Origin of the sequence: Streptomyces sp. GbtcB6 (assembly GCF_019091475.1) — a bacterium.
In the GTDB taxonomy this organism is placed as follows: domain Bacteria; phylum Actinomycetota; class Actinomycetes; order Streptomycetales; family Streptomycetaceae; genus Streptomyces; species Streptomyces hyaluromycini.
Genome location: NZ_JAGXJL010000020.1, coordinates 59872 through 85520 on the forward strand (window position 1 = coordinate 59872; position 25649 = coordinate 85520).

The 25649-nt window shown below is 71.2% G+C and carries 23 protein-coding genes; 8 read left to right on the top strand and 15 right to left on the bottom strand.

Going from position 1 to position 25649, the window contains the following annotated elements; translation table 11 throughout:
* Positions 1 to 131: 131 nt before the first annotated feature.
* The gene (locus tag KVT45_RS30175; RefSeq protein ID WP_217552283.1) at positions 132 to 761 is read right to left on the bottom strand and encodes a YbhB/YbcL family Raf kinase inhibitor-like protein; all 630 of its coding nucleotides are present in this window, start codon (positions 759 to 761) and stop codon (positions 132 to 134) included.
* A gap of 142 nt (positions 762 to 903) precedes the next feature.
* Between KVT45_RS30175 and KVT45_RS30180 the strand changes: the two genes are divergently transcribed.
* The gene (locus tag KVT45_RS30180) at positions 904 to 1761 is read left to right on the top strand and encodes a helix-turn-helix transcriptional regulator (protein ID WP_254647555.1); all 858 of its coding nucleotides are present in this window, start codon (positions 904 to 906) and stop codon (positions 1759 to 1761) included.
* Here KVT45_RS30180 and KVT45_RS30185 read toward each other — a convergent pair.
* From KVT45_RS30185 to KVT45_RS30200, 4 genes are all read right to left on the bottom strand, one after another.
* Positions 1724 to 3109: a HupE/UreJ family protein gene (locus KVT45_RS30185; RefSeq protein WP_217552285.1), complete on the bottom strand. Its 1386-nt coding sequence runs from the start codon at positions 3107 to 3109 to the stop codon at positions 1724 to 1726. The genes KVT45_RS30180 and KVT45_RS30185 overlap by 38 nt on opposite strands.
* Entirely contained in the window at positions 3106 to 4293 is a 1188-nt protein-coding gene (locus KVT45_RS30190; protein WP_308310907.1) for a DUF3500 domain-containing protein, read from the bottom strand. Before KVT45_RS30190 ends, KVT45_RS30185 begins: the two co-directional genes overlap by 4 nt.
* A 389-nt stretch (positions 4294 to 4682) precedes the next feature.
* A complete protein-coding gene (locus KVT45_RS30195; protein ID WP_217552287.1) occupies positions 4683 to 6509 on the bottom strand; it encodes a bifunctional UDP-sugar hydrolase/5'-nucleotidase in 1827 nt (608 codons plus the stop codon).
* Positions 6510 to 6672: 163 nt separating this feature from the next.
* Positions 6673 to 7956, bottom strand: coding sequence for an adenylosuccinate synthase (locus tag KVT45_RS30200; RefSeq protein WP_217552288.1), 1284 nt, complete (start codon positions 7954 to 7956; stop codon positions 6673 to 6675).
* A 197-nt stretch (positions 7957 to 8153) separates the two neighbouring features.
* Here KVT45_RS30200 and KVT45_RS30205 point away from each other — a divergent pair, with 197 nt between their 5' ends.
* Positions 8154 to 8996: a diacylglycerol kinase gene (locus tag KVT45_RS30205; protein ID WP_217552289.1), complete on the top strand. Its 843-nt coding sequence runs from the start codon at positions 8154 to 8156 to the stop codon at positions 8994 to 8996.
* On the opposite strand, the gene eutC is transcribed toward KVT45_RS30205, so the two are convergent.
* Together eutC and KVT45_RS30215 are read right to left on the bottom strand one after the other, a co-directional pair.
* Positions 8974 to 9768 carry an ethanolamine ammonia-lyase subunit EutC gene (gene eutC / locus KVT45_RS30210; protein ID WP_217552290.1) on the bottom strand — a complete coding sequence of 265 codons (795 nt, stop codon included), beginning with the start codon at positions 9766 to 9768 and terminating at the stop codon, positions 8974 to 8976. The genes KVT45_RS30205 and eutC overlap by 23 nt on opposite strands.
* On the bottom strand, positions 9765 to 11147 hold the full coding sequence (locus tag KVT45_RS30215; RefSeq protein ID WP_217552291.1) for an ethanolamine ammonia-lyase subunit EutB: 1383 nt from the start codon (positions 11145 to 11147) through the stop codon (positions 9765 to 9767). The genes eutC and KVT45_RS30215 overlap by 4 nt, the downstream gene beginning before the upstream one ends.
* A 159-nt stretch (positions 11148 to 11306) precedes the next feature.
* Here KVT45_RS30215 and KVT45_RS30220 point away from each other — a divergent pair, with 159 nt between their 5' ends.
* Positions 11307 to 12830 carry an APC family permease gene (locus KVT45_RS30220; protein WP_217552292.1) on the top strand — a complete coding sequence of 508 codons (1524 nt, stop codon included), beginning with the start codon at positions 11307 to 11309 and terminating at the stop codon, positions 12828 to 12830.
* Positions 12831 to 12962: 132 nt separating this feature from the next.
* On the opposite strand, the gene KVT45_RS30225 is transcribed toward KVT45_RS30220, so the two are convergent.
* The 4 genes from KVT45_RS30225 to KVT45_RS30240 all read right to left on the bottom strand — a co-directional run bounded on the left by KVT45_RS30225 (position 12963) and on the right by KVT45_RS30240 (position 15971).
* Positions 12963 to 13436, bottom strand: coding sequence for a peptidoglycan-binding domain-containing protein (locus KVT45_RS30225; RefSeq protein ID WP_217552293.1), 474 nt, complete (start codon positions 13434 to 13436; stop codon positions 12963 to 12965).
* Between the two features lie 218 nt (positions 13437 to 13654).
* Positions 13655 to 14512, bottom strand: coding sequence for an XRE family transcriptional regulator (locus tag KVT45_RS30230; RefSeq protein ID WP_217552294.1), 858 nt, complete (start codon positions 14510 to 14512; stop codon positions 13655 to 13657).
* Positions 14509 to 15357, bottom strand: a complete 849-nt coding sequence (locus tag KVT45_RS30235) for a peptidoglycan-binding protein (RefSeq protein WP_217552295.1) — start codon at positions 15355 to 15357, stop codon at positions 14509 to 14511. The genes KVT45_RS30230 and KVT45_RS30235 overlap by 4 nt, the downstream gene beginning before the upstream one ends.
* A gap of 113 nt (positions 15358 to 15470) precedes the next feature.
* Positions 15471 to 15971 carry a GbsR/MarR family transcriptional regulator gene (locus KVT45_RS30240; protein WP_217552296.1) on the bottom strand — a complete coding sequence of 167 codons (501 nt, stop codon included), beginning with the start codon at positions 15969 to 15971 and terminating at the stop codon, positions 15471 to 15473.
* Positions 15972 to 16044: 73 nt separating this feature from the next.
* Between KVT45_RS30240 and KVT45_RS30245 the strand changes: the two genes are divergently transcribed.
* The 3 genes from KVT45_RS30245 to KVT45_RS30255 all read left to right on the top strand — a co-directional run bounded on the left by KVT45_RS30245 (position 16045) and on the right by KVT45_RS30255 (position 19241).
* Positions 16045 to 16941, top strand: a complete 897-nt coding sequence (locus KVT45_RS30245; RefSeq protein WP_217552297.1) for an ABC transporter ATP-binding protein — start codon at positions 16045 to 16047, stop codon at positions 16939 to 16941.
* Positions 16938 to 18518, top strand: coding sequence for an ABC transporter permease (locus KVT45_RS30250; protein ID WP_217552298.1), 1581 nt, complete (start codon positions 16938 to 16940; stop codon positions 18516 to 18518). The genes KVT45_RS30245 and KVT45_RS30250 overlap by 4 nt, the downstream gene beginning before the upstream one ends.
* A 90-nt stretch (positions 18519 to 18608) precedes the next feature.
* On the top strand, positions 18609 to 19241 hold the full coding sequence (locus KVT45_RS30255) for a hypothetical protein (RefSeq protein WP_217552299.1): 633 nt from the start codon (positions 18609 to 18611) through the stop codon (positions 19239 to 19241).
* 204 nt (positions 19242 to 19445) lie between these two features.
* On the opposite strand, the gene KVT45_RS30260 is transcribed toward KVT45_RS30255, so the two are convergent.
* Together KVT45_RS30260 and KVT45_RS30265 are read right to left on the bottom strand one after the other, a co-directional pair.
* Entirely contained in the window at positions 19446 to 20651 is a 1206-nt protein-coding gene (locus KVT45_RS30260; RefSeq protein WP_217552300.1) for a cytochrome P450, read from the bottom strand.
* A gap of 51 nt (positions 20652 to 20702) precedes the next feature.
* Complete coding sequence (locus KVT45_RS30265) at positions 20703 to 21173, bottom strand: RICIN domain-containing protein (RefSeq protein ID WP_217552301.1); 471 nt, start codon at positions 21171 to 21173, stop codon at positions 20703 to 20705.
* A gap of 182 nt (positions 21174 to 21355) precedes the next feature.
* Here KVT45_RS30265 and KVT45_RS30270 point away from each other — a divergent pair, with 182 nt between their 5' ends.
* Positions 21356 to 22096: a GntR family transcriptional regulator gene (locus tag KVT45_RS30270; protein ID WP_217552302.1), complete on the top strand. Its 741-nt coding sequence runs from the start codon at positions 21356 to 21358 to the stop codon at positions 22094 to 22096.
* A 3-nt stretch (positions 22097 to 22099) separates the two neighbouring features.
* Positions 22100 to 23356, top strand: a complete 1257-nt coding sequence (locus KVT45_RS30275) for an MFS transporter (protein ID WP_217552303.1) — start codon at positions 22100 to 22102, stop codon at positions 23354 to 23356.
* Between the two features lie 52 nt (positions 23357 to 23408).
* Here the strand turns inward: KVT45_RS30275 and KVT45_RS30280 are convergent, their stop codons facing one another.
* Both KVT45_RS30280 and KVT45_RS30285 read right to left on the bottom strand, forming a co-directional pair.
* Positions 23409 to 24416 carry a YHYH protein gene (locus KVT45_RS30280; protein ID WP_217552304.1) on the bottom strand — a complete coding sequence of 336 codons (1008 nt, stop codon included), beginning with the start codon at positions 24414 to 24416 and terminating at the stop codon, positions 23409 to 23411.
* A 288-nt stretch (positions 24417 to 24704) separates the two neighbouring features.
* Positions 24705 to 25544, bottom strand: a complete 840-nt coding sequence (locus KVT45_RS30285) for an MHYT domain-containing protein (RefSeq protein WP_217552305.1) — start codon at positions 25542 to 25544, stop codon at positions 24705 to 24707.
* Positions 25545 to 25649 lie beyond the last annotated feature (105 nt).

Consider the following 25649-nt stretch of genomic DNA (forward strand, 5'->3'; position numbering starts at 1 on the left):
TGAGTACGGCTACTCGGTTTCCGAGCGGGGACGAGCGGTCGCGGCCGTCACGGATGCGGTCTTCAAGGCGTGGGCGGCACCGCGCCGACCATGGGACGCCGGGCGCGCTGGTCCGGCCGCGGTCCTCCTCGTCAGGACCTGCGCGCCGTCGCCGTGATCGTGGCCGTGCCGAGCACGTGGGTCGACATGGTGAAGCGGGTGAGCGCGGCCGGGGTCGCCGCAGGCAGTTGCAGGGTCGGGGTGTCCAGGGCGTAGACCGTGATCCGGTAGTGGTGGGTGATGTCGCCGGCCGGCGGGCAGGGGCCCAGGTAGCCGGTCTGGCCGGCGTCGTTGGTGCCGGCGACCGCGCCGGCCGGCAGGGCGGAGCCCAGCTCGGTGTCCGTGGCGGGGATGTCCCAGGTCTGCCAGTGCCAGAAGCCGGAGCCGGTGGGGGCGTCGGGGTCGAACATGGTGACCGCGTAGCTGCGGGTGTCCTTCGGGGCGCCGTGCCAGGACAGCCGTATCTGCTTGTTGTCGCCGGAGCAGCCGAACGCGGCGCCCGCGTAGGAGTCGGCCGGGATGGTGCCGCCGTTGCGGATGTCCGGGCTGGTGACGGTGAAGTGGGCGGCGGTGTCGGGGACGACCTTGCGGACCTGGGTGTAGCCGTAACCTCCGTCGTCCGACCGGCCGGTGTGGGTGTCGGCGTTGGCCGTGGTCACGCCGGTGGTGACGGCGGCGGCGACCGCGGTCAGCGCGGCGGCGGCTCGGATCGACGTTCTCATGGTGCCCTCCTGGACGGGTGCCTGCGGTGGCACCACGATCAAGGAGGCGGGACACCGGCAGGAAGGCTCTCGGATTGCTGGCATTCGGGATACCAGGCTCCGGGGTCGACAGCGCACGGCCGGGGTCGGAATCATGGCGGGCATGGCGAGTCAGCGGTCACCCCAGCGTGCGGAACTGGGTGAGTTCCTGCGTGCCATGCGGGCGCGGCTGCGGCCCGGGGACGTCGGGCTGCCGGATGTGGGGCGGCGCCGTACGCCGGGGCTGCGGCGGCAGGAGGTGGCCCAGCTCGCCGCCGACAGCATCGACTGGTACATCCGGCTGGAGCAGGGCCGGGTCGGCACGCCGGGCGCGGCCGTGCTGGACGCGGTGGCCCAGGCACTGCGGCTGTCGCCCTCCGAGCGGCACCATCTGCATCTCATCGCGCGGGACGAGACCCCGGTGGCCCGGCATCTGTCCGTCCCGGTCGGCGACTCGCTGCGCGTGCTGCTGGCGGGGATGCCGCTGATCCCGGCCTATGTCGTGGACTTCCGTTTCGATGTGCTGGCCCACAACGCGGCGGCGACGGCTCTGTTCGGCGCGGCCTTCGGCACCGCCGGGGAACTCGGCGGCAACACCGCACGGGTGCTGTTCCTGGAGCCGGGCATGCGCGAGGTCCAGATGGACTGGGCGCGGGTGGCCCGTGAGACGGTCGGCAACCTGCGGGCGAACCTCGCGCGCCACCCGGACGACCCGCGGCTGCATGAGGTGATCGCCGAACTGCGGGACCGGAGCGCGGAGTTCACCGCGTGGTGGGACGACCACACGGTGAAGCAGCGCGCCCACGGCCGCAAACGCATCCGGCACCCGGTCGTCGGTGAACTGGCCCTCTGCTACGACACGCTGGCCACCCTGGACGACTCGGACCAGTGCCTGATCGCCGTCACCCCGGCGGATCCGGCGGCCGAGGACGGCCTGCGCAGGCTCATGACCGGCCCGGGTCTGCACGCCATCGGGGCCTGAGGCCGCCCTGCGGTGTGCCGCGCAGGCGGGTGGCCAGGGTCCATCCGGTGCTGGTGAGTGCGGCCAGCGTGAGGGTGATCAGCAGCAGTGTGGTGTGGGAGCCGGCGCTGTCGGCCGCGCGGGCGACGGGGTTGGGCAGGCCGAGGCGGTCGACCAGCCAGCCGAGGGCCGCCACGCCGGTGAGCGCGGCGCCGGTCAGGCGGAGTACGGGCTGGACGCGCAGCCGGGCCAGGACCAGGAGCGAGGGCAGGGCGAGGCAGACCAGCAGCAGCTGGACCAGTTCGATGCCCAGGTTGAAGCCGAGCAGGCTGGTGACCAACTGGCCGGTGGAGAGGTGCATTTCGGCCAGGACGAAGGAGAACGCCATGCCGTGGCCCAGGCCGAAGACGCCTGCCACGATCGCCTCCCGGCCCGGGAAGAGGGGGCGGATCGCGTGGATCGCGCCGACCAGGATGCTCGCGGCGATGAACGCCTCCACCGGCCAGGAGGGGATCTGGAGGCGGCCGAGGGCGGTGGCGGCCAGGGCGACCGAGTGGCCGGCGGTGAAGGCGAGGGTGATGCCGCCGATGCGGGCCAGCGCCTTGCGGGGGCCCACCAGGCCGGTCCAGCGGCCGCCGGTCGCGGCGAGAGGGGCCGGCAGGAGCAGGATCAGCAGGAAGAGCAGGTGATCCGTGCCGGTGAGGATGTGGTTGCCGCCTAGTTCGACCATGGCGACGAAGCCGCGCCAGGCGCTGCCGGGGCCGAGGTCGACCTTCAGGGCCGGGACCTTCATGTGCCGGATGTCGAGCTCGATCGTGCCGACCTGGGTGGTGCCCTTGCCGTCGACCTGGCCGTTCGCCCAGTCCTGGCGGACGGTCACGAGGGTGACGTGGGTGACGACCTGGTGCACGATCACGTCGTAGTGGAAGGTGAAGTGGCGTACGTCGGCGCCGGCGGACGGAGTGAGGACCGCGGCGACGGTCAGTTCGCGGTAGGGGCCGGTGGACGTCTGCTGGGTGGCGCTGAGGTGCATCGCGCCGATGCCGACCTGCCACGCCTTGCCGCCGGTGGTGGTCGGGTGGATGTGCTGGGCGAGGTAGGCGCGGACCGCCTTCGCCCGCGCGGCCGGGACGGCCTTGCCGGTGACGGTGTCCAGGTCGATGCCGCTGGCCCGGGAGAAGTCGGAGACCGGCAGTTCCAGCCGGGCGGAGACCGAGGACCTGTACACGTCCAGCTGCACCACCGAGTGCGGCATCGGATGCGCGGCGGCCGGCGACGCCCCGAGCAGGAGCGCCGCCGGCACCACGATCGCGATCCCGGCCACCAGGCGTGTCAGGACGGTGGTCAGCCAGTTTCGCGGTCCGGTCATGAGAAGGAGAACTCGTTCCCGTAGTCGCGGGTGTGGTCCCGGTACACGGTGTGGTAGTGGACCTGGTTCTGGTACACGACACCGTTCTGGACCACGAACTCGACCCACACGCTGGGTCCGTCGATGCGCACGTAGTCGCCCTGGGTGTCCAGGCCGGTGCCGCCGGAGTAGGCGACGTAGGTCTGGTCGAGCTCCTTCGCGTACGTCTTCATCAGCTGCGCGGCGGTGGCGTCGTCCACGTCCGCGATCCAGGGGTGGATCGCCGCCAGGACCAGCTTCTTCTGCTTCGGCGACAGCTCGCTGACCTTGACGCCCTCCTTGGTCTCCGGGAAGTCGCCGTCCTTGCCGGGACCGAGCAGCACGTCGCTGAACGACTCCGACAGCTTGGCCTCGGCCAGCTGCGCGGTGCTCAGGCTGCCGGTCAGCTTCAGCAGGCCGTTGCGGAACTTCGCCAGCGGCGCGTACGTGGTGCCGTCGTCCGCGGTCCAGCTGGTCGGCTCGACGCCGGTGAAGTAGGGGCTGGCGCCGGAGACCTTGCCGTCCTTGTACGTGATGTTCACGGCGAGGTGGTGGCCGCCGAAGTGCAGCTGCCAGGAGCCGGTCTTGGACGGGGTGCCGAGCAACGCCAGGTAGTAGTAGCCGCTGCCGTACGAGAAGCCGCCCGGGCCGCCGCCGGTGCCGCCGGAGGGCGGGGCGCCGGTCGGGACGTCGGTGGGCGCCGCGGAGGCGGAGTCGGTGGCCGTGGCGGAGGGGTCGGCCGACGCCGAGTCCGTCGCCGTGGCCGTGGGCGCGTCCGTCGGTGCGGCGGAGGCGGAGCTGGTGCTCTCGGCCGAGGCGAGCACGTCGTCGGCCTTGAGGGTCTGCAGGACGTGCTCGTAGCCGGTGTCCTTGCCGGTGCCCAGAGCCGCCTTCAACAGGGCCTTGGCGGCGGCCAGCTGGTCGTCCGACAGGGTGCTGAGCTGGATGCCGGGGCGGCAGGTCCCGCCGCAGGGGAGGTTCGACCACGCGGTCGCGTTCGCCTGGGAGAAGTCCAGCAGGGTCGAGGCCTGCTGGTCGGAGGTCAGGGTGTTCAGGAAGGCGTTGGCGGCGCTGACGACGGCCGCGGTGCCCTTGGCCTGCTTGTCGACCGGACGCTGGACGCCCGCGGCCGATTTCTCACTGCCGGCCGTGGCCGCATTTGCCACGGCGAATCCGCCGCCGACAAGAACCAGAGCCGTGGCGGCTCCGACTACGACCCTTCGAGTCCGCCTGGAGCGGACCAGACGGGTTCTCTCTTTGCTCACAAAGTACTCCTTCGGCATGCCGAACTAGCCATACGGAAACACCCGTTGGCCTGGTCGGAAGGTGAGAGGAACGCACCGCGGACGCTACCAACAACATTGTTGACACTCAATGCGAAAACCCGACTGACTAACATTTTCGGATTACAGTCGGTGCAAGATTTTCAGGATTCACAGAAACAATGAAATCCACAAATGAAATCGACAGGTCTCTCTTATTCGGGAAAAAGAAAAAGTGGTGGCCCCACCCGAGGGGTGGGGCCACCACACGATGAACCGGCGAAGCGCTGGAACTAGAAGACGGGCGTGCCGCCCTGCGTCAGCTTCCAGTTGGTGGCCGCGAAGGCCGCCGGGTCGATGGTGCCCTTGGCCGTGGCGTAGGCGATCATCAGGTCCCGGACCTGGTTGGTGGAGCTGTAGGCGGTCTCCGCGGCGGCGATGTGCGGGTAGCCGGAGCCGCCGTTGGCGCGGTAGTTGTTGACGGCGACGACGAAGACCTGGTCGTCGGCGACCGCCGCGCCGTTGTAGGTCAGGTTCTTGATGCGCGAGCCCTCGGCCGCCGCGATGTCGATCTCGTACGAGACGCCGGACGCCGTGTCGTACATGTAGTCCCAGAAGCTGTTGGCGTTGGTGAGGGTGGCGGTGTTCACCGCCGTGCCGGACGGGACCTGGTGGTAGTACTTCGCCGCGTACTCCAGGTAGTCCTTGAGCTGGGCGCCGGTGAGCTTCTTGCCGTACAGCGTGTTCTCGTAGATGTAGAGGCCGGCGATGTCGCGGATCGTCACGTTGCCGGCCGGGATGTCGGCGGTACGGCTGAAGCACGCGGCCACCGAGATCAGCGGGAGCGCCGCGTCCGCCGCGGACAGGCCCGCCTTCACCGCCTCCGTCTGGACCTCGTGGATGAAGTCGATGGCGGGCACGTCCTTCCAGCAGGCCTCCGCCGTCGACATGTTCTGCGTGGAGGTGCCGATCGCCGTGTTGACGTACTTGACGACCAGGTTGTGGTCGGCGGTGAGGAGTTCGGTGATCCGCGGGTCCTCGGCGACCGTGTTGCTGTTCAGGGTGGTGGCGGTCTTCTTGGTGATCTTCCAGGAGCCGTGCACGTGCTCCAGCTCGAAGTCGAAGACGGAGAGGCGGTAGCCGTAGCAGTACGGCTCGGAGAGGAGGACCTCCTCGCCCGTCTCCGCGTTCTTCACCGTGTACGTCGGGACGTCGACGTGGGTGTGGCCGACGAGGATCGCGTCGATGCCGGGGACCTGCTCGGCGACCAGGTTCGACGCGTTCTCCACGTAGGGGAGTTCGTCGCCCCACGAGGTCGAGCCGTCCAGACCCGAGTGGTCGGTGAGGAAGACGACGTCACAGCCGAGGGCGCGCAGCCGCGGCACGTACTTCTTCGCCTGCTCGACCAGGCCCGTGAACGCCATCTTCCCGGAGACGTTGTCCTTGTCCCACAGGGCGATGCCCGGGTTGGTGAGGCCGAGGATGCCGACCTTGATGTCCGGGCCGTGCGGGACCTTGATGTGCTTGACGGTGTAGGGCCGGAAGGCCGGCTTCAGCGTCTTGGCGTCCAGGGCGTTGGCGCCCAGCAGCGGGAAGTCGCACTGCTTCTCGAAGGTGCGGATGACCTCTATGCCGTAGTTGAACTCGTGGTTGCCGAGGGCGGCCGCGTCGTACCGCATCTCGTTCATGGCGACCGCCATGGGGTGCTTGGGGCCGCGCTTGCCGTCCTTGCCGGTGATCGGGTCGACGTTCGCGTAGTAGTACGCCAGCGAGGTGCCCTGGATGATGTCGCCCGCGTCGACCAGCAGGACCCGGTCCGCACCCTTCTCCTTGCGGAGGTTCTTCACCAGGGTGGCGATGCGCGCGATGCCGTACGTGTTGCCCCTGGAGTCCACCGGGGCCGCGTTGGTGTAGTAGTCCCAGTTGAAGACGTGGCTGTGCAGGTCGGTGGTGCCCAGGATGGAGAACGACCAGGTCTTGGGCGCCTTCGGCGGCTTGGGGTGGCCGAGCTCGGCGGCCTGGGCGCTGCCGGTACCGACGGTTCCCGCGACGGCCACGGCGGCGCCGGTGACGGCCGACTTCTGCACGAACTCACGGCGGTTCATGGGATTGACGGGCATTCAGGACTCCTGGAAAGGCGCAGAGGACGGGTGTGGCATACGGGCCGCGGCGGGCTACCCGCGTAGATGCTGACCCTCGCCCGTTACCGGCGTAACCACGGACGACCCAAGGGCCGGTCAAGGATTCCCAAGACCGGCCCAAATGAGTCCTGCAACCGCTGCTCTAGAGGAACGAGTTGATCTCGATCGTCTCGTCGCGGCCCGGGCCCACGCCGATCGCGGAGATCGGGGCGCCGGACATCTCCTCCAGCGCCTTGACGTAGTTCTGGGCGTTCTTCGGCAGGTCCGCGAAGGACTTGGCCTTCGTGATGTCCTCGGACCAGCCGGGCAGGGTCTCGTAGACCGGCTTCGCGTGATGGAAGTCGGTCTGGGAGTACGGGAGTTCCTCGACGCGCTTGCCGTCGATCTCGTACGCCACGCAGACCGGGATCTGCTCCCAGCCGGTGAGGACGTCGAGCTTGGTGAGGAAGAAGTCGGTCAGGCCGTTCACGCGGGTCGCGTAGCGGGCGATGACCGCGTCGAACCAGCCGCAGCGGCGGTCGCGTCCGGTCGTCACACCCCGCTCGCCGCCGATCCGGCGCAGCGCCTGGCCGTCCTCGTCGAAGAGCTCGGTCGGGAACGGGCCGGCGCCGACGCGGGTCGTGTACGCCTTGAGGATGCCGATGACCCGGCTGATCTTCGTCGGGCCGACACCGGAGCCGGTGCAGGCGCCGCCCGCGGTCGGGTTCGAGGACGTGACGAACGGATACGTGCCGTGGTCGATGTCGAGGAGCGTGCCCTGGCCGCCCTCGAAGAGGACCACCTTGTCCTCCTCCAGGGCCTGGTTGAGGACCAGGACCGTGTCGGCGACGTACGGAGCGAGCTTCTCCGCGTAGCCGAGCAGCTCCTCGACGACCTGCTCGATGGCGATCGCGCGCCGGTTGTAGAGCTTGGTCAGCATCTGGTTCTTGACGTCGAGGGCCGCCTCGACCTTCTGGGTCAGGATCGACTCGTCGTAGAGGTCCTGGACCCGGATGCCGACCCGGTTGATCTTGTCGGCGTAGGTCGGGCCGATGCCGCGCCCCGTCGTACCGATCTTCCGCTTTCCGAGGAAGCGTTCCGTCACCTTGTCGACGGTCACGTGGTACGGCGTGATGATGTGCGCGTTACCGCTGATCAGGAGCTTGGACGTGTCGACGCCACGCTCGTTCAGACCGCTCAGCTCGGAGAGCAGGACCGACGGGTCGACGACGACACCGTTGCCGATGACCGGGACACACGTGGGCGAGAGGATTCCGGAAGGGAGCAGGTGCAGCGCATACTTCTGGTCGCCGACGACGACCGTGTGGCCGGCGTTGTTGCCGCCCTGGTAGCGCACCACATAGTCGACGGATCCGCCTAGCAGGTCCGTCGCCTTTCCCTTGCCTTCGTCACCCCACTGAGCACCGAGCAGCACAAGTGCGGGCACGCGCGTACACCCCTTCCGGGCGGGGCATGTCCAAGGTCAGGGGCGTACGCGTAAGGTTCGTCGCCGCGTACCACCGCGACCGTCGTTGGCCGCACAACCGTCGGACCGGATGCCCCGGAATAGACGAAGCCCCTGGCGCAATAGCGCAAGGGGCTCTTGCACAGTGATGCTACCCGAGGAAGCGAGGCACGACCGAGGTGGCGACATTCGCGACGTCCGATCAGCTGCTGGTGATCATCGATCCGGCGGCACGGGAAACGGACGGTGAATCCGTCCGGATCGCGAAAGACGTGCTCAGCGCGGGTGCGGCCGCGAAGGTGTGCATGCCGGACGGGCCCGAGGAATTCGCCCGCGTGCTGGCCCGCCGGGGCTCGCGGCGGCCGGTGGTCGTCGGCGACGACAGCGCCCTGGTCCGTGCGGTGACCCTGCTGCACCGGCGCCGGGAGCTGGCCGGATGCGTGCTGTCCATGGTCCCGGTCGGGGGCCCGCTGGGCGTCGCGCACGCGCTGGGGGTGCCCATGGGCACGGTGGCGGCGGCGCGGGCGGTCCTGGACGGGGTGGAACGCCGGATGGATCTCCTCGTCGACGACAGCGACGGGGTGGTGCTGGGCGCGTTGCGGATACCGCCGCTGACGGCCGCGGCGGTGGCTCCGGAGCCGGTGGCGGCGCGCGGGTGGCTGCGGCCGTACCAGCACCTCGTACGGTCCCTGTCGGTCACCCGCCCGCTCCCGGCCGTGCCCCGCCCCGGGCCCGCGCGGCTGCGGGTGGAGGTCGACGGGGAGACGGTGGTGGACCTGGACCAGCCGGTGGAGGGCATCTCGGTGACCCCGGGCGGCCCCGACGGTCTCGCCGAGGTGGAGGTACGCCCGCTGTCCGTGGGCGCGGAGGCGACCCCGCTCCGGGCCAGCGGGCGCACGGTGACGGTGACGGGCGCGGACTTCCGCTACCGGGCCGACGCGGGCGTGGCGGGCCCGGTACGACGCCGGACGTGGCGGGTGGTGGAGGGCGCTTGGGGGCTTACGGTGCCGGGGGCGCCGTAGCGGGTGCCTCCAAGGCTCCCTGAGCGGTCACGTCCGCGTCCGTCTCGTCCTTCAGGGCCACCCCGGTCCGTCCCAGCTCCCGGCCCCTGTTCAGCAGCGCGGCCAGCTTTCCCGCCGCCGCCTCGTACGTCAGGCCCAGGGGCGGGCGGATGTTGCTCAGGCAGTTGCGGTCGGCGTCCGTCGTCACGCCCGGTGTCGGCCGGTAGGTCAGGTAGGCGCCCAGGGAGTCCGCCGCCGACATGCCGGGCCGTTCGCCGATCAGGACGACCACCATGGCCGTACCCATCGCGTGGGCGATGTCGTCGCCGAGGGCCACCCGGGCCTGTTCGGCCAGGACGACGGGGGCGATGCGCCAGTCGGGGAGGCGGGCCGCCGTCGCCCGGACCACCGCCGCCGCGTGCTCGTGCACGGCCCGGCTGGACAGCCCGTCGGCGACCACGAAGACGACGTCCCAGTCACCGCCGGCCGGCAGGTGCGCCCGGTCCACGGGGTCGAGCCGGCGGCCCAGGTCGGGGCGCTGGAGATAGGTCAGCCGATCGCCGGCCGCGCTGCGGACCCGTACCGTCGGCAGGCCCCGCAGCCCCGCCGCCACCGCGTCCGGGTCGAACGGCGAGTGCACCGCGTCCCGGGCGGCCGCGTGGGCGGCCTGGAGGCCCAGGCGGTGCCGGGTGGGGAGGGCGGGGCCGGAGCGGCCGAGACCGATCCGCGCCTGGGTGTGGCGGCGCAGCAGCGGCCACAGCTCGTCGAGTCCGGCGGTCGTCACCTCGGTCATGCGGCCAGTTCCCTTCCGATCGCCGTCAGCGGATGGCCGCTGACCTCGCGCAGTCCGCCGTCCTCTGCCAGCAGGCCGATCGACTCCAGCCACGCCTCGAACTCCGGTGCCGGGCGCAGGCCCAGCACCTCGCGCAGGTACAACGCGTCGTGGTAGGAGGCCGACTGGTAGTTGAGCATGATGTCGTCGCCGCCCGGCGTGCAGATCACGAAGGACGCGCCCGCGACGGCGAGCATGGTCAGCATGGTGGCGATGTCGTCGTCATCGGCGTCGGCGTGGTTGGTGTAGCAGATGTCCAGGCCCATGGGCAGGCCGAGCAGCTTGCCGCAGAAGTGGTCCTCCAGGGCGGCCCGGAGGATCTGCCGGCCGTCGTAGAGGTACTCGGGGCCGATGAAGCCGACGACGGTGTTGACCAGGAGGGGGCGGTAGCGGCGGGCCACCGCGTACGCCCTCGCCTCCACGGTCTGCTGGTCGACGCCGTGGTGCGCGTCCGCCGACAGGGCGCTGCCCTGCCCGGTCTCGAAGTACATGACGTGGTCGCCGACCGTCCCCCGCCGCAGCCCGCGCGCCGCCTCGTACGCCTCGTCGAGCAGACCGAGGGTCACCCCGAAGGAGGCGTTCGCCGCCTGGGTGCCCGCGATGGACTGGAAGACCAGGTCGACCGGGGCGCCGCGCTCCATCAGGTCCACGCTGGTGGTGACGTGGCAGAGCACGCAGGACTGGGTGGGGATCGAGTAGCGGCCGATCACTCCGTCGAGGAGTTCCAGCAGGTCGCGGACCGCCTTCGGGCTGTCGGTCGCCGGGTTGATGCCGATGACCGCGTCGCCGGAGCCGAGGAGGAGGCCGTCCAGGAGGGCGGCCGCCACTCCCGCCGGGTCGTCGGTCGGATGGTTCGGCTGCAACCGCGTCGCGAGCCGCCCCGGCAGGCCGATCGTCGAGCGGAACGCGGTGACCACCCGCACCTTGCGGGCGACGGCCACCAGGTCCGCATTCCCCATCAGCTTGGACACCGCGGCGGTCATCTCCGGCGTGAGCCCCGGCGCCACGGCGGCCAGGGCCCCGGTGTCCGCCGCCAGCAGCCACTCCCGGAACTCGCCGACCGTCAGTCCGGCGACGGGTGCGAAGGCGGCCGCGTCGTGCGTGTCCAGGATCAGCCGGGTCACGTCGTCGTCCTCGTACGGGATCACCGGCTCCGTCAGGAAGGTCGCGAGCGGCACCTCGGCGAGCGCCCAGCGAGCGGCGACCCGCTGCCGCGCGCTCGCGGCGGCGAGGCCGGCCAGCCGGTCGCCGGAGCGTTCCGGGCTGGCGGCGGCCAGCAGGCGGGCCAGGGAGTCGAAGCGGTGGCGTTCGCCGCCGAGGGTGGCCGTGTACGTGCTCATGGCGGCGACCGTACGAGCCGGGTGTTGCCGACAGATTGCGTCAGATTTCTAAAGGTCTGGTTGACAAACATTTAACGCCCCGAGACCCTCTACCGACTCATTCGGCCTACAGAGTTCCGGTCCAGTACAGCCAGCGAACGCAGGAGAGGGGCCACCCCGATGGCAGTGGAAGAGGGAGTCGCCCCGGCGACGGGAACGGACGGGAAGACGGACGGCGAGGGCACGGTTCACCGGCTCAAGCCCAACGCGATCGGCCTGCTCGGGGTGGTCTTCATGGCCGTCGCGACCGCCGCGCCCATCACCGCGATGACCGGCAACGTGCCCTTCATGGTGTCGTCGGGCAACGGCATCGGAGCCCCGGCGAGCTATCTCGTCGCAATGGTCGTCCTGGCAATCTTTTCCGTCGGCTTCACGTCGATGGCGAAGCACATCACCTCGACGGGCGCCTTCTACGGCTTCATCTCCTACGGTCTGGGCCGCACCGCGGGCCTGGCATCGGGGCTGCTCGCCACCTTCGCGTACGTCGTCTTCGAACCGGCGCTGATCGGCATCTTCTCGGTCTTCGCCAACACGACCCTGAAGGACCAGACCGGACTTGACGTCCCGTGGTGGGCCTTCGCGATCCTGATGCTGGCCATCAACGCGACCGGCACCTGGTTCGGCGTCAGCGTCGCCGAGAAGCTCCTCGTCGTCCTCCTCGGCACCGAGGTGACCGTCCTCGCGGCGATGGCGATCTCGGTCGCCCTGCACGGCGGCGGCCCGCACGGCTTCACCTTCGGCCCGGTCAACCCGGTCAACGCCTTCAAGGGCACCTCGGCCGGCCTCGGCCTCTTCTTCGCCTTCTGGTCCTGGGTCGGCTTCGAGTCCACGGCCATGTACGGCGAGGAGTCCCGCGACCCGAAGAAGATCATCCCCAAGGCGACGATGATCTCGGTCCTCGGCGTCGGCGTCTTCTACGTCTTCGTCTCCTGGATGGCCATCACCGGCAACGGCGAGACGGAGGCCGTGAAGGCCGCCTCCTCCTCGAACCCGCTCGCCCTCTTCTTCAACCCGACCGAGCACTACGTCGGCCACTGGGCGGTCGTCCTCATGCAGTGGCTGATGATCACCGGCTCGCTGGCCTGCGGCATGGCCTTCCACAACTGCGCCGCCCGCTACATGTACGCGCTGGGCCGGGAGGGCGTCCTCCCGTCACTCCAGCGCACGGTCGGCCGCACCCACGCCCGGCACGGCTCCCCGCACATCGCGGGCCTGGTGCAGACGGTGATCTCCGCCGTCCTGATCGCCGCGTTCTGGATCGCGGGCAAGGACCCGTACAACGCCCTCTACGTCCTCCTCGCCATCCTCGGCACCATGGCGATCCTGGTCGTGCAGGCGGTCTGCTCGTTCGCGGTGCTGGTCTACTTCCGCAAGAACCACCCCGAGAGCCGGCACTGGTTCAGGACCTTCGCCGCCCCGCTCATCGGCGGCGTCGCGATGCTCGCCGTGGTCGTCCTGCTGGTGTCCAACATGGGCGTCGCGGCCGGCACGGAGTCCGGTTCGCTGCTGCTGAAGGCGACGCCGTGGCTGGTGGCGCTGGTGGCGGCGACGGGCGTCGGCTACGCGCAGTACCTCAAGCACCGGGCACCGGAGCGGTACGCGCTGCTGGGGCGGACGGTGCTGGAGGAGACCAGGGAGCGCTGAGCGCCCCGTAAGGGGCGCGGGGAACTGCGCGACCAGCCCACCACCGGCCCGCAGGTGAGTGCGTACCTGCGGGAGCGTCGTGGCCGAGCGCGCAGTTCCCCGCGCCCCTATCGGGGCGCCTGGCCGAACCGCTCAGCACTGGTTGCTGCGGTTGTCGGCGAACCTCTTGAACGCGGCCTGGGTCTCCGGTCCGGCGACTCCGTCGATGCTGCTGTCGTAGCCCCAGTACGCCTTCAGCAGGCGCTGCAGCGCCGAGACCGTGCCGCCGCCGACGTCCCCGTCGATCGCGCCGGTGTAACCCCAGTACGCCTGCAGGTTGCGCTGGAACGCCTTCCAGCTGTTGGTGCCGAGCTGCCCGTCGATCCCGTCGGTGTAGCCCCAGTAGTTCCGCAGCCAGCACTGGACGTACTTGGCCTGGGTCGTGCTCAGGCCGAGGTTCACGGTGTCGCGCGGAGCGACGGTCCTGGGACTCACCGCCTGCGTCGAGACCTGCGTGGACGCCGGCGTCGCGGCGAAGCTGGTGCTCGCGCCCGCCAGGGTCCCTGCGGCGATCGCGACAGCGGTGGCGAGACCCGCACATGCCCTCGGCACAGTGATCGGTCGCACTTCGTCTCCTCCTCAAGTCGTGGATCACATCGGGGTGGCGGACGTGGTCCCCGATCCGGCACCCCGGACCGGGGATCACCCCCGTCGCCGACGATGCTCCGGTGCGTCGGCTCCGGGTGTCGACGGCCCTGGGGAATCTGCCGGAACAGTGGAACTGAACCGGCTCTGACCTGAGGGTTTTCCGTATCGGATGAGGGATTCGCGGGTCGTCCCGAGGGTCAGGGCGACGGCGTGGAGTAGCACTTCGGAGGGTGGGCCGATCCGGCGCTCAGGCATGCCGTGAGCCGAGCGGCGCGGCCGGTGACGGCGACCAGATCCGTGTAGACGAACCCGGTGGCGTCGCTGCGGCTGGCGACGGTGACGCTCTGCCTCGGCCGGCCCGGAACCGTGAAGCTGAGGGTGTCCCCGACGGCGGTGTTCCAGACCCTGGCCCAGGCGGCACGGCACTTCGGGCTGTAGCGGATCTCCAGGCCGAAGCCGGCGGGGATCTGTGTGTGGAGCAGCGTCTCCGGCTCCACACCGCACTTCTCCGCTCCCGGGTCGAGCCCGTCGCAGGCGCTTCCCGTGCAGCCGACGTGGAAGGCCGCGGCCGAGGGCGCGGACAGCGCGGCGTCCGCGCCGGGATCGGAGGAGGTCCACGCGCGACCGGTGAGCGCCAGGAGCCCGGCGAGCAGCAGCACGGCAACGCCGCCGGCCACGCCGACGCGCCATCGCGGCGACCTCCCCGGGCCGGGCACAGCCGGCGCGGGGACGGATGGCACGGGGACGGATGGCACGGGGACGGCTGGCCCGGGGACGGGCGTGGGCTCCGCCGTCGCGATCGCGCCGCGTCGGCTCCAGTCGGACTCGGCCAGCTCCCACAGGGCCCGAAGTCGCGGCTCGGGCTCGTTCGCGAGGATGCACAGCGCGCGTACGGCGAGCCAGGGCGGCAGCGCACGACCCGTCAGGTACCGCTGCCAGGACGACTTGCTGTACGCCGACTCGACGGCCAGCGCGGACAGGCTCAGCCCTGAACGCGCCCGCAACAGGCGCAGTTCCGCGGCGAGGCGGGCGCACTCCGGCGGTGTCCGGGTCATCGTCTCAGCGCCGCCCACGTCCGCGGTCCCACCTGGCCGTCGACATCCAGGTGGAACGCTTTCTGCGCACTGATCACCGCGCTCTCGGTGAGCGGGCCGAAGTTGCCGTCGACGCCGCCCGGCGACTCCCCCGCGTGCTGGAGCAGACACTGCAACTCGGCGACCTCGGGTCCCCACATGTCGACCTGGAGGTGATCGGTGCGGGTCGCGCTGTTGCCCGCGTACCACAGCCCCGCCTTGCGGACGAAGTGGCAGGTGTACGGGACCGGTCTCGCCGCCGTCGCGGTGGTACGGGGTACCGCGACCGCGGACGCGCTGTGTCCCGGTTCCATCACCAGCACCGCGATCACCGCGCCCGCCGCGGCGGAGAGGCCGACCGTCGCCAGCTGCCGCAGCAGGTTCCGGGGCCGGGAACCGGCGCCCTTCCCGACGACCGCGGCGCCGTCGCGCGGGCCCTCGCCGGGATCCCCCGACGCCACGGGATCCCCCGACGCCACGAGGACGCCCGGTGCGGCAGACGCGCCTTCCTCCTGCCCCCGCTCCGGCTCCTCGCCCGCCCCGGAGTCGTCGAGGTGGTCACGACGCCACGCGTCCCCCGCCCTCTCGTACCGTGCGAGCAGCCGGGCGGTGTCCGCCGCCACCATCGTGGCCATCGACTCCACGGCCTCGCGGGGCGGCAGCAGCCGGCCGCCGAGATAACGCTCCCAGGACGAGGAGCTGTAGCCCGTGCCGGTGGCGAGGTCCCGCAGGCTCAGTCCGGATGTGTCCTTCAACCGCCGTAATTCCGCGACGAATTCAACGACGGCCGGGTCGAGCCCGGCCGGCAGCGCTTTCCAACGTGCCACGTCCGCCCCTTGTTTCGAAGCCGTGTGGAGCGCCCCCGCGCCCCGGAAGGGATAGTAATGTCGCCGTTCTCCCTTCTGCGAGGAGCTTCAACGCGTCGGCCAGCCCCGCGCTCCTACCGGGGCACGTCGCCGAACTGCTTGTCCCGGCGGTCCCGCCAGCGCTCCATCATCTTCACGATCTCCTCGTCCACGAACTCGAAGAACGCCAGCGTCTCGGCCATCCGCCGTCCCGCCGGGGTGTCGGGGCCGAGGCTGGCGACCCCTTCCCGCAGGGCGGCCTCCCACCGCTTGATCACGGCTTCCCGGTTGGTGAGGGCCTCGTACCACTGGTCGCCGTGCACCCGGTAGCGCTCCCGGCGCGAGCCCGGCTCCCGCTCCCTCGCGACCATGTGCGTCATCGTCAGGTAGCGCACCGCCCCGGACACCGCCGCGGGGCTGATCTGCAGTCGTTCGCCCAGCTCGGCGGAGGTCAGCACGCCCTCGTCGGAGGAGAGCAGCGCGGCGAAGACCCGGGCGGGCATGCGCTGCATCCCGGCCTCGACGAGCTGCGCCGCGAAGGACTCGACGAACTTCGACACGGCCTCCGTGTCCCGGCCACCGGCTGTTTCCGTCATGGGCTCACCCTATCCGAGCTTCAGACGCTTCCTTAACTTCACAATTTTCTGAAAGAAGCGTACGTTCTGAGCCATGACGAAGGCAATCACGGTCGCCGGGCTCCACAAGTCCTTCGGCCGCACCCGTGCCCTGGACGGCCTCGACCTGGCCGTCGAGGCGGGCGAGGTGCACGGCTTCCTCGGCCCCAACGGCGCCGGGAAGTCGACCACGATCCGGGTGCTGCTCGGACTGCTGCGCGCCGACTCGGGCGCCGCGCAGATCCTGGGCCGCGACCCCTGGACGGACGCCGTGGAGGTGCACCGCCGGATCGCCTACGTCCCCGGAGACGTGACCCTCTGGCGCAACCTCTCCGGCGGCGAGGTCATCGACCTCTACGGCCGCCTGCGCGGAGGCCTGGACAAGTCCCGCCGCGCCGACCTGCTCGACCGCTTCGAACTCGACCCGACGAAGAAGGGCCGCGCCTACTCGAAGGGCAACCGGCAGAAGGTCGCCCTGGTGGCCGCCTTCGCCTCCGACGTCGACCTGCTGATCCTCGACGAACCGACCTCGGGCCTCGACCCCCTGATGGAGGAGGTCTTCCAGCGCTGCGTGGAGGAGGAACGCGACCGGGGCCGTACGGTCCTGCTCTCCTCGCACATCCTCAGCGAGGTCGAGGAACTCTGCGACCGCGTCAGCATCATCCGGGGCGGCCGGACCGTCGAGTCCGGCTCCCTCGCCGACCTGCGCCACCTCACCCGCACCAGCGTGACCGCCGAACTAGCGGGCCCGCCCAACGGGTTGGCGCACCTCCCCGGCGTCCACGACCTCGACGTGCAGGGCCGGCGGATCCGCCTCCAGGTCGACACCGACCAGCTCACCGCCGTACTCCGCGCGCTCTCCGAGACCGGCGTCCGCTCCCTCACCTCCACACCCCCGACCCTGGAGGAGCTCTTCCTGCGCCACTACCAGGACGAGGCGGCCGCCCGATGACCCCCCTCTCCGGCCTCACCGGCACCGGCACCCTGCTGCGCTTCGCGCTCCGCCGCGACCGCGTGACGACCCCGGTGTGGATCGCGGTCAACGCCCTGATGGTCCTCTCCATGCCGAACACGCTGCGGACCCTGTACGGCACCGAGGCCGAACGCACCGACCTGGTCCGCCAGTTGCAGACCAACGCCTCCTTCCGCGCCCTGATCGGCCCGCTCCACGACACCTCGCTCGGCGGCCTGACGGCGTGGCGGGTCGGCGTGTACGCCGGTCTGCTCGCGGCCGTGACCAGCCTGCTCGTCGTCGTACGCCACACCCGTGACGAGGAGGAGACCGGCCGCGCGGAACTCGTGGCGTCGGGAGCGGTGGGCCGCCGGGCGTCCCTGACCGCGGCCCTGCTGGCGGCGGCGGTCGCCAACGGGGTGCTGGCTCTGCTCATCACCGCCGGCCTGGCGGGGCAGGGCACGGCCGGAGCGCTGTCCCTCGGCCTCGGCCTGGCCGCCACCGGCATGGTCTTCGCCACGATGGCGGCGATCGCCGCCCAGCTCACGGAGAGCGCCCGCCTGGCCAGGGGCCTCACCGCCGCCGTCCTGGGCGCGGCCTTCGTGCTGCGCGCGGCGGGCGACTCGGCGACCGGCGACGGCTCCTCGCCGTGGACGTGGCTGTCCCCCCTGGGCTGGCTGGAGAACCTGCGCCCCTTCGCCGCCGAACGCTGGTGGGTGCTGCTGCTGTTCGCGGCGGCGGTGCTGGTGCAGGCGGCGGTGGCCTACGTCCTGGCCGGGCGCCGGGACCTCGGCATGAGCTTCTTCCCCACCCGCCCCGGCCCGGCCGTCGGCCGCCTCGGCTCCGCCGCCGCGCTCGCCTGGCGGCTCCAGCGGGGCGGTGTGCTCGGCTGGTCGCTCGGCTTCTTCCTGGCCGGGGTGGTCTACGGCGGCCTGACCCAGGGCGCGGCCGACCTGGTCGGGGACAACGAGAACGCCCGCCGGATCTTCGAGCGGATGGGCGGCCGGAGCGGGCTGACGGACGCGTTCCTCGCCTCGATGATCGGGACACTGGGCCTGCTCGCCGCGCTGTACGTCGTGGCATCGGTCCTCCGCCTCAACGGCGAGGAGACCTCGGGCCGCGCCGAACCCCTCCTCGCCTGCCCGGTGAGCCGCCTGCGCTGGGCGGCCGGCCACCTGACGATCGCCTTCGCCGGCGCGGCCCTGATCATGCTCCTGGCCGGGGCGGGCTTCGCCGTCGGCTACGGCAGGCAGGTGGGCCCGATCCTGGGCGCCTGCCTGGCGCAGCTCCCGGCGGTGTGGGTGATCGGCGGCCTGGCGCTGCTCCTGTACGGCCTGGCCCCCCGCCTCTGCGCCCCCGCCTCCTGGGGCGTGGCGGTGGCGGTCCTCCTGATCGGCTGGGTCGGCCCGGCCCTGAACGCCCCCCGACTCGTCCTGGACCTCTCCCCCTTCGGCCACCTGCCCAAGCTGCCGGGCGGGGGGATGGAGTGGGAGCCGGTGATGATCCTGCTCGGGCTGGCGGCGGTGCTGGCGGGCGCTGGGCTGGCGGGGCTGCGGAGGCGGGACCTCACGGCCTGAGGGGCGGATGGGGGTGCAACCGTTCGTAGCGCGGCACAACCACCGTCCAGGGCAGGGCAATTGGCGGCAAGCGGTGGTCTACTGCATTACATGCGTCTTACGCGCGATACGCGGGACACGCTGTTGATGGGCGCGGCCATCGGAGGGTTCACGGCGGTGCTCCTCCTCGTCGTCGAGTTGTTCTTGCGATGGCCGTGGCAGTGGATGGTGCCCCTCCCCGCCACCGGATTCGTGTTCGGGGTCTTGCTCGCCGCCATGTCGCTGGGCGACGAGGAGCGCGCCGCGGACCGGCGGGAGAACAGCCGCGTGATCCTGCTCGCCTGGGCATGCCTCAACGGGGGGCGTTGCGAGACCGACCCGGCGGCGTTCACCACCGACGGGGAAGGGTGGGAGCTGCCGGCGAGCCCGCTCTTTCGCGGCTCGCTGCTGGCCGTGGGCCACCGGGACGGCGTCGAGGTGGGCATCAGCTGCTCCGCACACCGGGACCCCGAGGCGGATTCCAATCAGCCCATGACGATCCTGGTCCGCCTCTCCGAGGAGCGGTCGCCTGCACGGGTGCACCACCGGAAGCTACACCGACTGGGCCTGGGGGACGTGGCGTCGGCGGCGATGGGCGGCCGGGAGCTGTGGGTGAAGTACGACGGCTGGCCGCATGATTTTGGGGAGCTGAACGCGCAGGTCGACGCGGCCGTGCGCCTGGCGTCGAGCGTGCAGGAGGCGTGACGCGGACACCCGGCCGGTGCGAATCTGTCATAGACATGCCGTAGCGGCACGTCAGCGACAGGCCGGCAGGGGGTTCTGTGAAGGCACGGTCAGCCGGCATGCTCGCCGCCGCCGCCTCGGTGCAGGACTCGTCGGCGGCGGGATCATCGCCGCCTTCGGGGGGAGCGGGATCTGGGCCTCCGCCCAGCTCTCCCGCCTCGACGGCTAGCCCACCGTCACCCGCAACCCCTCCAGCCCCCGGATCACGAAGTTCGGCTTCCGGTCCGGCTCCGCCGCCAGGGTCAGGGTCGGCGCCCGTTCCAGCAGTGCCGTCATGGAGGCGGCCAGTTCGATGCGGGCCAGCGGGGCGCCGATGCAGTAGTGGATGCCGGCGCTGAAGGAGATGTGCGGGTTGTCCCGGCGGGTGAGGTCGAGGCGGTCGGGGTTCTCGAAGACGGCCGGATCGTGGTTGGCGGAGCCGAAGAGCATGGCGATCTCGGCGCCGCGCGGGATCGTGGTCCCGTCGATCTCGATCTCGTCCAGCACCCAGCGTTCGAAGAGCTGGAGCGGGGTGTCGTAGCGCATCAGCTCCTCGATCGCGGTGGGGACCAGGGAGTGGTCGGCGCGGAGGGCGGCAAGCTGGGCGGGGTTGCGGAAGAGGGCGTACCAGCCGTTGACCGTGGCGTTGACGGTCGCCTCGTGACCGGCGTTGAGGAGCAGGACGGCGGTGGAGATCATCTCCTGCTCGGTGAGCCGGTCGCCCTCGTCGTGCGCCTCGATGAGCCCGGAGATCAGGTCGTCGCCCGGCTCCTTGCGCCGCTCGGCGATCAGATCCCGCAGGTAGTCGGAGAACTCCACGGAGGCCCGGACCGCCTTCGCCGCGGTCTCCTCCGACGGGTTCAGCTCGTACATCCCGCAGATGTCCGCCGACCAGGGGCGGAGCGGGGCGCGGTCCACCTCCGGGATGCCCAGCATCTCGGCGATGACGGCGACGGGGAGCGGTTCGGCGACATCGGTGAGCAGGTCGCCGCCGCCGCTGCGCACCAGCCCGTCGACGAGTTCCCCGGCGAGCCGGGACACGTACGGCTTGAGCCGCTCGACCGTGCGCGGGGTGAACGCCTTCGACACCAGGCGGCGGATGCGGGTGTGGTCCGGCGGTTCGAGGTCGAGCATGCCGTGGTCGTTGAGCGTGTGGAACGGCTCGTGCTCGGGCGCGGGCGCGGTCCGCCCGAAGTCCTCGTGCGTGAACCGGTGCTGGTACGTCCGCCCCAGCCGCCGGTCCCGCAGCAGCGCCGAGACGTCGGCGTGGAGCGGAACCAGCCACTGGTCGGTGGGCTCGAAGTACTGCACCCGGCCCCGGGCGCGGAGCTCGGCGTAGGAGGGGTACGGGTCGGCCAGGAAGTCCGGGTCCCAGGGGTCGAAGGCTGCCATGGACGGACGTTAGACCGCCGGTCCCCTTCCTGACCAGGGGTGTCTCAGTGCTCAGGCGCTGGGCAGGTTCCAGTACTGCCAGGCGTACGGGCCGCAGTTGCGGAGGTTGATGCCCGCGTGCTCGCTCGGGTCACCGCTGTTCTGGATGCTCAGGCACTGGTTGTTGACCTCGGTGCGCAGCCAGTTGCCGTCCTTGTACCAGCGCTGGTTGGCCAGCCCGTGGCAGTCGCCGACGACCTGGGCGGCGGCGTTGACCTCTCCGTTCTTCACATCCAGACAGTGCTGTTCGGCGCTGTTGACGAGTTTCCTGCCCGACCAGTACCAGAGCTGGTTGCCGGTGCCGGCGTTGCAGGTCTGCACCTCGACGTTGTCGCCGTTGGAGGCGAGGCACTTGCCGTTGAGGTGCGTGCTGATCTGGAAGTACTGCGGCACCGCGGTCGCCTGGACGGGCAGGGCGGTGACGAGGAGGGGGACAGCGGTCAGCGCGAGGGCGGTCAGACCGTGCTCCAGGTGCTTGATCATGATCTTTGGTGTAGCGGGGGCGCGCGGCCCGCCAACAGGCTGCGAGCTGGGGCTTCACCCGATTGGCGGAGCGGTTTCACCGGGCCCGAAGTGATCGACGGAGCGTGATTCTGCTCCAGCAGCTTTCGGCGGGGGCAGTAGCTTGCCGACTCCGTCCGCAACGACAGAGTGGAGGACCGCGGATGCCCCGGAAAGCGCCCTACCTGGCCACGGCCGAGGCGCTGCGCGCACGGATCGTCGCCGACGGGTGGCGGCTCGGCGACCGGCTGCCGTCCCGGGCACGGCTCGCCGAGGAGTACGGCGTCGGGCGCAACGTCGTACAGCGGGCGATGGACCTGCTGATCGCCGACGGGCTCCTGGAAGGGCGGGCGGGGTCGGGGACGTACGTGCGGGTGCCGCGCGAGCGGCTGCGGATGGTCCGTTCCCGGCGCCGCGAACGCTCGCTCGCCGCCCTGACGGAGCGGGGCCGGGCGGGTGCCTGGGACGCGCACAGCGAAGTGCGGGTCCCGGCCCCCGAGGACATCGCCGAGCGGCTCGCCGTCGTCCCCGGTGCTCTCTGCGTCCGCACGCACTACGAGTTCCTCGCCGACGGCCGGCCGGTCCAGCTCTCCGAGTCCTGGGAGCCGTTGGACCTCACGGACGGCACCCCGGTCGTGCTGCCGGAGCGGGGGCCGCTCGCGGGCCGGGGGGTGGTCGAGCGCATGCGGTCCATCGGGGTGAACGTCGACACGGTGGTCGAGCTGCCGCGCCCGGCCCGCGCCACCCAGGCGCAGGCGAACCTGCTCGGGATCGCCGCCGGGGACCTGGTGCTCGCGATCGAGCGGACCATCTACGACACCGGCGGGCGGCCGGTGGAGACCGCCGACATCGTGATTCCGGACGCCCGCCGGGAGGTCGTCTACGAGTTCGCGGTGGACCGGTAGAAGATGCGCCGCCGTTCCTCCGGCCTGCTGGGTGACCCCGGCTTCCGCCGCCTCCTCACCGCCACCGCCCTCGGTCAACTCGGCGACCGCGTCATCTTCCTGGCGCTGCCGCTGGTCGCGATCACGGCCCTGGACTCCTCCGCGTTCCAGGTCGGACTGCTGACCGCGCTGACCACGGCGGGCTCCCTTCTCGTGGGGTTGCCGGCGGGCGCCTGGCTTGACCGGACACGGAAACGGCCCGTGATGATCGGTGCCGATCTCGCGCGGGCGCTGGTCCTGCTGACCGTGCCGGTGACCTGGTGGGCGGGCCGGCTCACCTTCTGGTGGCTCTGTGCCGTCGCTCTGACCCACGGCGTGCTGACCGTCTTCTTCGACGTCGCCCACGTCAGCTACCTGCCGCACCTGGTGGGCCGCGACCGCCTCGTCGAGGGAAACGCGAGACTCTCGGCGGTCCTCCCCCACTGCCTTAAGGGCGTGGGAGGTACCCCCATGGTGACCGCCATCGGCGGCCCGGCGGTCGCGGGACCACTGGTCGGCGGGGTCGGCGCCCCCGCGACGCTGCTGGCGAGTGTGCTGGGGATGGCCCTGTCGGGTCTGCTCGCGACCGGCATCCGCGGGCGGGAGGAGCGGCCGGAGACGGGCGAACGCCCGCGGCTGGGCCGGGACATCCGTGTCGGCCTGCGGTTCGTCCTCGGTCATCCCGCCCTGCGCGCCGTCGTCCTCGGGGACGCGATGTTCAACCTCTTCCTGGTCCTGTACCAGGCCATGCTGCTGGTCTACCTGGAGCGGGTGATCGGGCTTTCGCCCTTCGGCATCGGCCTGATCCTGTCGGGGATGGGGTGCGGCGCCCTGCTGGGCGCGCTGCTGGCCGCCGAGGTGGCGCGGCGGGTCGGGCAACGGACGGTCATCTGGCTGGCCCCGCTGCTGACTTGTCCGCCGACCGCGCTGATGCCGCTGGCGCGGCCGGGCTGGAGCGTGGGGGTGGCCGCGGCCGGGCTCGCCGCCCTCTCCCTGGGCGGGGTCATCCGCGTGGTCGCCCAGTCGAGCCTCCAGCAGACCCTCACCCCGGACCGGCTCCTGGGCCGCATGAGCGCGACCGCCCGCTTCGTCTCCTGGGGCGGCATCCCCCTGGGCGGCCTCCTCGGCGGCACCTCGGGCTCGGTGTTCGGCCCGACGGCCACGCTGTGGATCGGCGCGACCGGGATGACCCTGAGCGCCCTGCCCTTCAGCCGGGTGGCAGAGCCGGGTCACCGGCCTTGAGGTCGAGGGCTCGCCCTTCACCGGGTCTGCTCCGGCTTATGCGGTCCAGCCTTCAGTGCCAGCCGTGCCCGGACCCGGGGACCGTCACCGGCTTCCCCCGGAAGCATCCGACGGAGTACGGATACTCCCCGTTGAGGTGATAGTGATACATGACGGTCTTCCTGCCGTCCCACATGATCACGTGCGTGTGACCGTGACAGACGTCCAGATCCCTGTTCCTGACGACCTTTCCGTCCTCGCCGCGCGGCCCGAAGATCCCGAAGCCGTCGATGGCGTATCCCACGAGCGGTGAGTGCCCGGACGCCCTCGAGGACTTGCTGCCGAAGCAGGTCTGCGAAGGGCCGTGGTAGTGGTACTGCGCGTCGTACGGATGGCCCCAGCAGCGGTCCAGCGGCAGGGCCGCGTTGGGATCGACCGGTCGGTCCTCCGCGTCGGTGGCCACCTCCAGGTGGAAGGTGCCGCCCGCCAGAGCCATCCCGGTCGTCAGCTGGTCGATGCACGTGGGCTGCGCCCGGACAGACGGATCGCGCGGAACGGTGACGTCGAGGTTCCACGACTTGATGGGGATCGCGGCGGCGTTGGGGTACCCGTGCGCGGGAATCTCCGCGTAGTACTTGTAGGCGGGGGTGCCCTTCCGGACGGGGAAGCGCCCGGTGGAACGGTCCGGGAGCCCGTTGCCCTGGAAGCGCCTCCCGGTCGCGGTCGTCGTCACCTTCAGGTACTTGTGCCAGTGCATGGTCCCCGACACGAACGGGCGCTTGAGTACGTCGATCACACCGTGCGCGTCGATCCACGGGCGGTCGGGTCGAGTGAGGGTCCCCCCTTTGCAGGCGAAGAGGGTGTCGTGCGCGGGTGAGGCGATCGACGTGCCGGTAGGGGGTGTGCGCAGGCGGGTGATGAGGGTGCCGTCTCCGCCGCCTCGTACGTCCTCGGCCGCCCGCGGGGGACGAGGCGCGACCACCGCCACGGCCCCGGAGCCGGCCGGGGCCGACGACAGCCCCAGCAGCAGCGCACAGGCGGCACTGCCCGCCGCGGCAACGGATCTGAGTACGCCGTACATGAACGCTCCCCGTCTCGGCAAGGAAGAGACGGGCGGCCGGCCGGCGTCCCGGCCCAGTTCCCGCCGCCCGCCTCACCTCACCATGCCCGGCTACCGATGCCCCGCCGACACGTACGCGCGTTCGGGTGAGCCCTCGTCCGCAGCGGGTCACGCCGCCGCCCGCCAGCCGCTCAAAGCGGCTGGCGGGCGGTGAAGGGAAGGTGTCCGGTACGCCCGGATCCCCCTGGGTGCCGGAGGTGTCATCCGTGCGCTTCGCCGGTGGTGACGCCGGTCTCCGAGCGCTCGGCGTCAGCCCGTGAAACGCCGGTCCGCCAGGGACTGCGGGCGTTCGGTGGGGGGCCAGAGCGGCGGGGCCGGGATGGCGGCGGGGGGCGTCGGGTCGGTCCATTCGCGTTGGCCGCCCACGACCTCGGGGTCGAACATGACGATCGCCGCGGCCAGGATCAGGGCCGCCACCGGGCCGGCCAGCATGATCAGGAGGAAGGCCAGCAGGCTCGTCGACGACTCGGCCCTCTGCATCTGGGCGACGTGGACGCTCACCGCGGCCATTCCGGTGTAGTGCATGGTCGACACGGCCGCGCCCATCACCAGGGCGGCCCCAACGGTCGCCCACACCGTTCTGATCGACACCGCCGCCCAGAGCGCGGCGGTCGCGGCGACCACGGCGATCACCACGGAGAGGACGACGATCGTGGTGTCGTAGTGCACGGTGCCGCCGGTGTTCATCGCGCTCATGCCGAGGTAGTGCATCGCCGCCACGCCGAGACCGGTGATGACGCCGGCGGTGCCCAGGGTGACGGGGCCCGAACCCCGGTAACCGACCAGGAAGACGCCGACGGCGACCACCGCGATGGCGACGAAGAGGCTCAGCAGCGTCCTGCCCGCGTCGTAACTCACCCCCGTGCCGCCCACGCTGAAGCCGATCATCGCGACGAAGTGCATGGTCCAGATGCCGCAGCCGAGGGCGATCGCGCCCAGGGCGAGCCAGCCCAGCCTCTTCTCACCGCGCCTGCGGCCGAGCGAACGGGTCGTGCAGCGCAGGGCCAGCACGGAGCCCAGAAATGCCATCAGGTAGGCGGCTATCGGAGTTACCAGGCCGTAGTGGAACTCGGACACGTCAGCGGTCATCGCGGCAACTTTCTTCGCGCGAAACGGGGACGGGGAGGGGAGGGGACGGCTGCGGCTCCCGCCGGGGAAACGGGAGTGGGAAAAGAAGGAAGAGGGAGTGGAATC

Excerpts from the sequence above, each read along its gene's own strand:
- KVT45_RS30265 (WP_217552301.1), bottom strand. The coding sequence starts at position 21,173 with ATGATCAAGCACCTGGAGCACGGTCTGACCGCCCTCGCGCTGACCGCT.
- KVT45_RS30240 (WP_217552296.1), bottom strand. The coding sequence starts at position 15,971 with ATGACGGAAACAGCCGGTGGCCGGGACACGGAGGCCGTGTCGAAGTTC.
- eutC (WP_217552290.1), bottom strand. The coding sequence starts at position 9,768 with ATGACCGAGGTGACGACCGCCGGACTCGACGAGCTGTGGCCGCTGCTG.
- KVT45_RS30260 (WP_217552300.1), bottom strand. The coding sequence starts at position 20,651 with ATGGCAGCCTTCGACCCCTGGGACCCGGACTTCCTGGCCGACCCGTAC.
- KVT45_RS30250 (WP_217552298.1), top strand. The coding sequence starts at position 16,938 with ATGACCCCCCTCTCCGGCCTCACCGGCACCGGCACCCTGCTGCGCTTC.
- KVT45_RS30185 (WP_217552285.1), bottom strand. The coding sequence starts at position 3,109 with ATGACCGGACCGCGAAACTGGCTGACCACCGTCCTGACACGCCTGGTG.
- KVT45_RS30230 (WP_217552294.1), bottom strand. The coding sequence starts at position 14,512 with ATGACCCGGACACCGCCGGAGTGCGCCCGCCTCGCCGCGGAACTGCGC.
- KVT45_RS30255 (WP_217552299.1), top strand. The coding sequence starts at position 18,609 with ATGCGTCTTACGCGCGATACGCGGGACACGCTGTTGATGGGCGCGGCC.
- KVT45_RS30175 (WP_217552283.1), bottom strand. The coding sequence starts at position 761 with ATGAGAACGTCGATCCGAGCCGCCGCCGCGCTGACCGCGGTCGCCGCC.
- KVT45_RS30280 (WP_217552304.1), bottom strand. The coding sequence starts at position 24,416 with ATGTACGGCGTACTCAGATCCGTTGCCGCGGCGGGCAGTGCCGCCTGT.
- KVT45_RS30245 (WP_217552297.1), top strand. The coding sequence starts at position 16,045 with ATGACGAAGGCAATCACGGTCGCCGGGCTCCACAAGTCCTTCGGCCGC.
- KVT45_RS30215 (WP_217552291.1), bottom strand. The coding sequence starts at position 11,147 with ATGAGCACGTACACGGCCACCCTCGGCGGCGAACGCCACCGCTTCGAC.
- KVT45_RS30195 (WP_217552287.1), bottom strand. The coding sequence starts at position 6,509 with ATGCCCGTCAATCCCATGAACCGCCGTGAGTTCGTGCAGAAGTCGGCC.
- KVT45_RS30220 (WP_217552292.1), top strand. The coding sequence starts at position 11,307 with ATGGCAGTGGAAGAGGGAGTCGCCCCGGCGACGGGAACGGACGGGAAG.
- KVT45_RS30270 (WP_217552302.1), top strand. The coding sequence starts at position 21,356 with ATGCCCCGGAAAGCGCCCTACCTGGCCACGGCCGAGGCGCTGCGCGCA.
- KVT45_RS30275 (WP_217552303.1), top strand. The coding sequence starts at position 22,100 with ATGCGCCGCCGTTCCTCCGGCCTGCTGGGTGACCCCGGCTTCCGCCGC.
- KVT45_RS30180 (WP_254647555.1), top strand. The coding sequence starts at position 904 with ATGGCGAGTCAGCGGTCACCCCAGCGTGCGGAACTGGGTGAGTTCCTG.
- KVT45_RS30285 (WP_217552305.1), bottom strand. The coding sequence starts at position 25,544 with ATGACCGCTGACGTGTCCGAGTTCCACTACGGCCTGGTAACTCCGATA.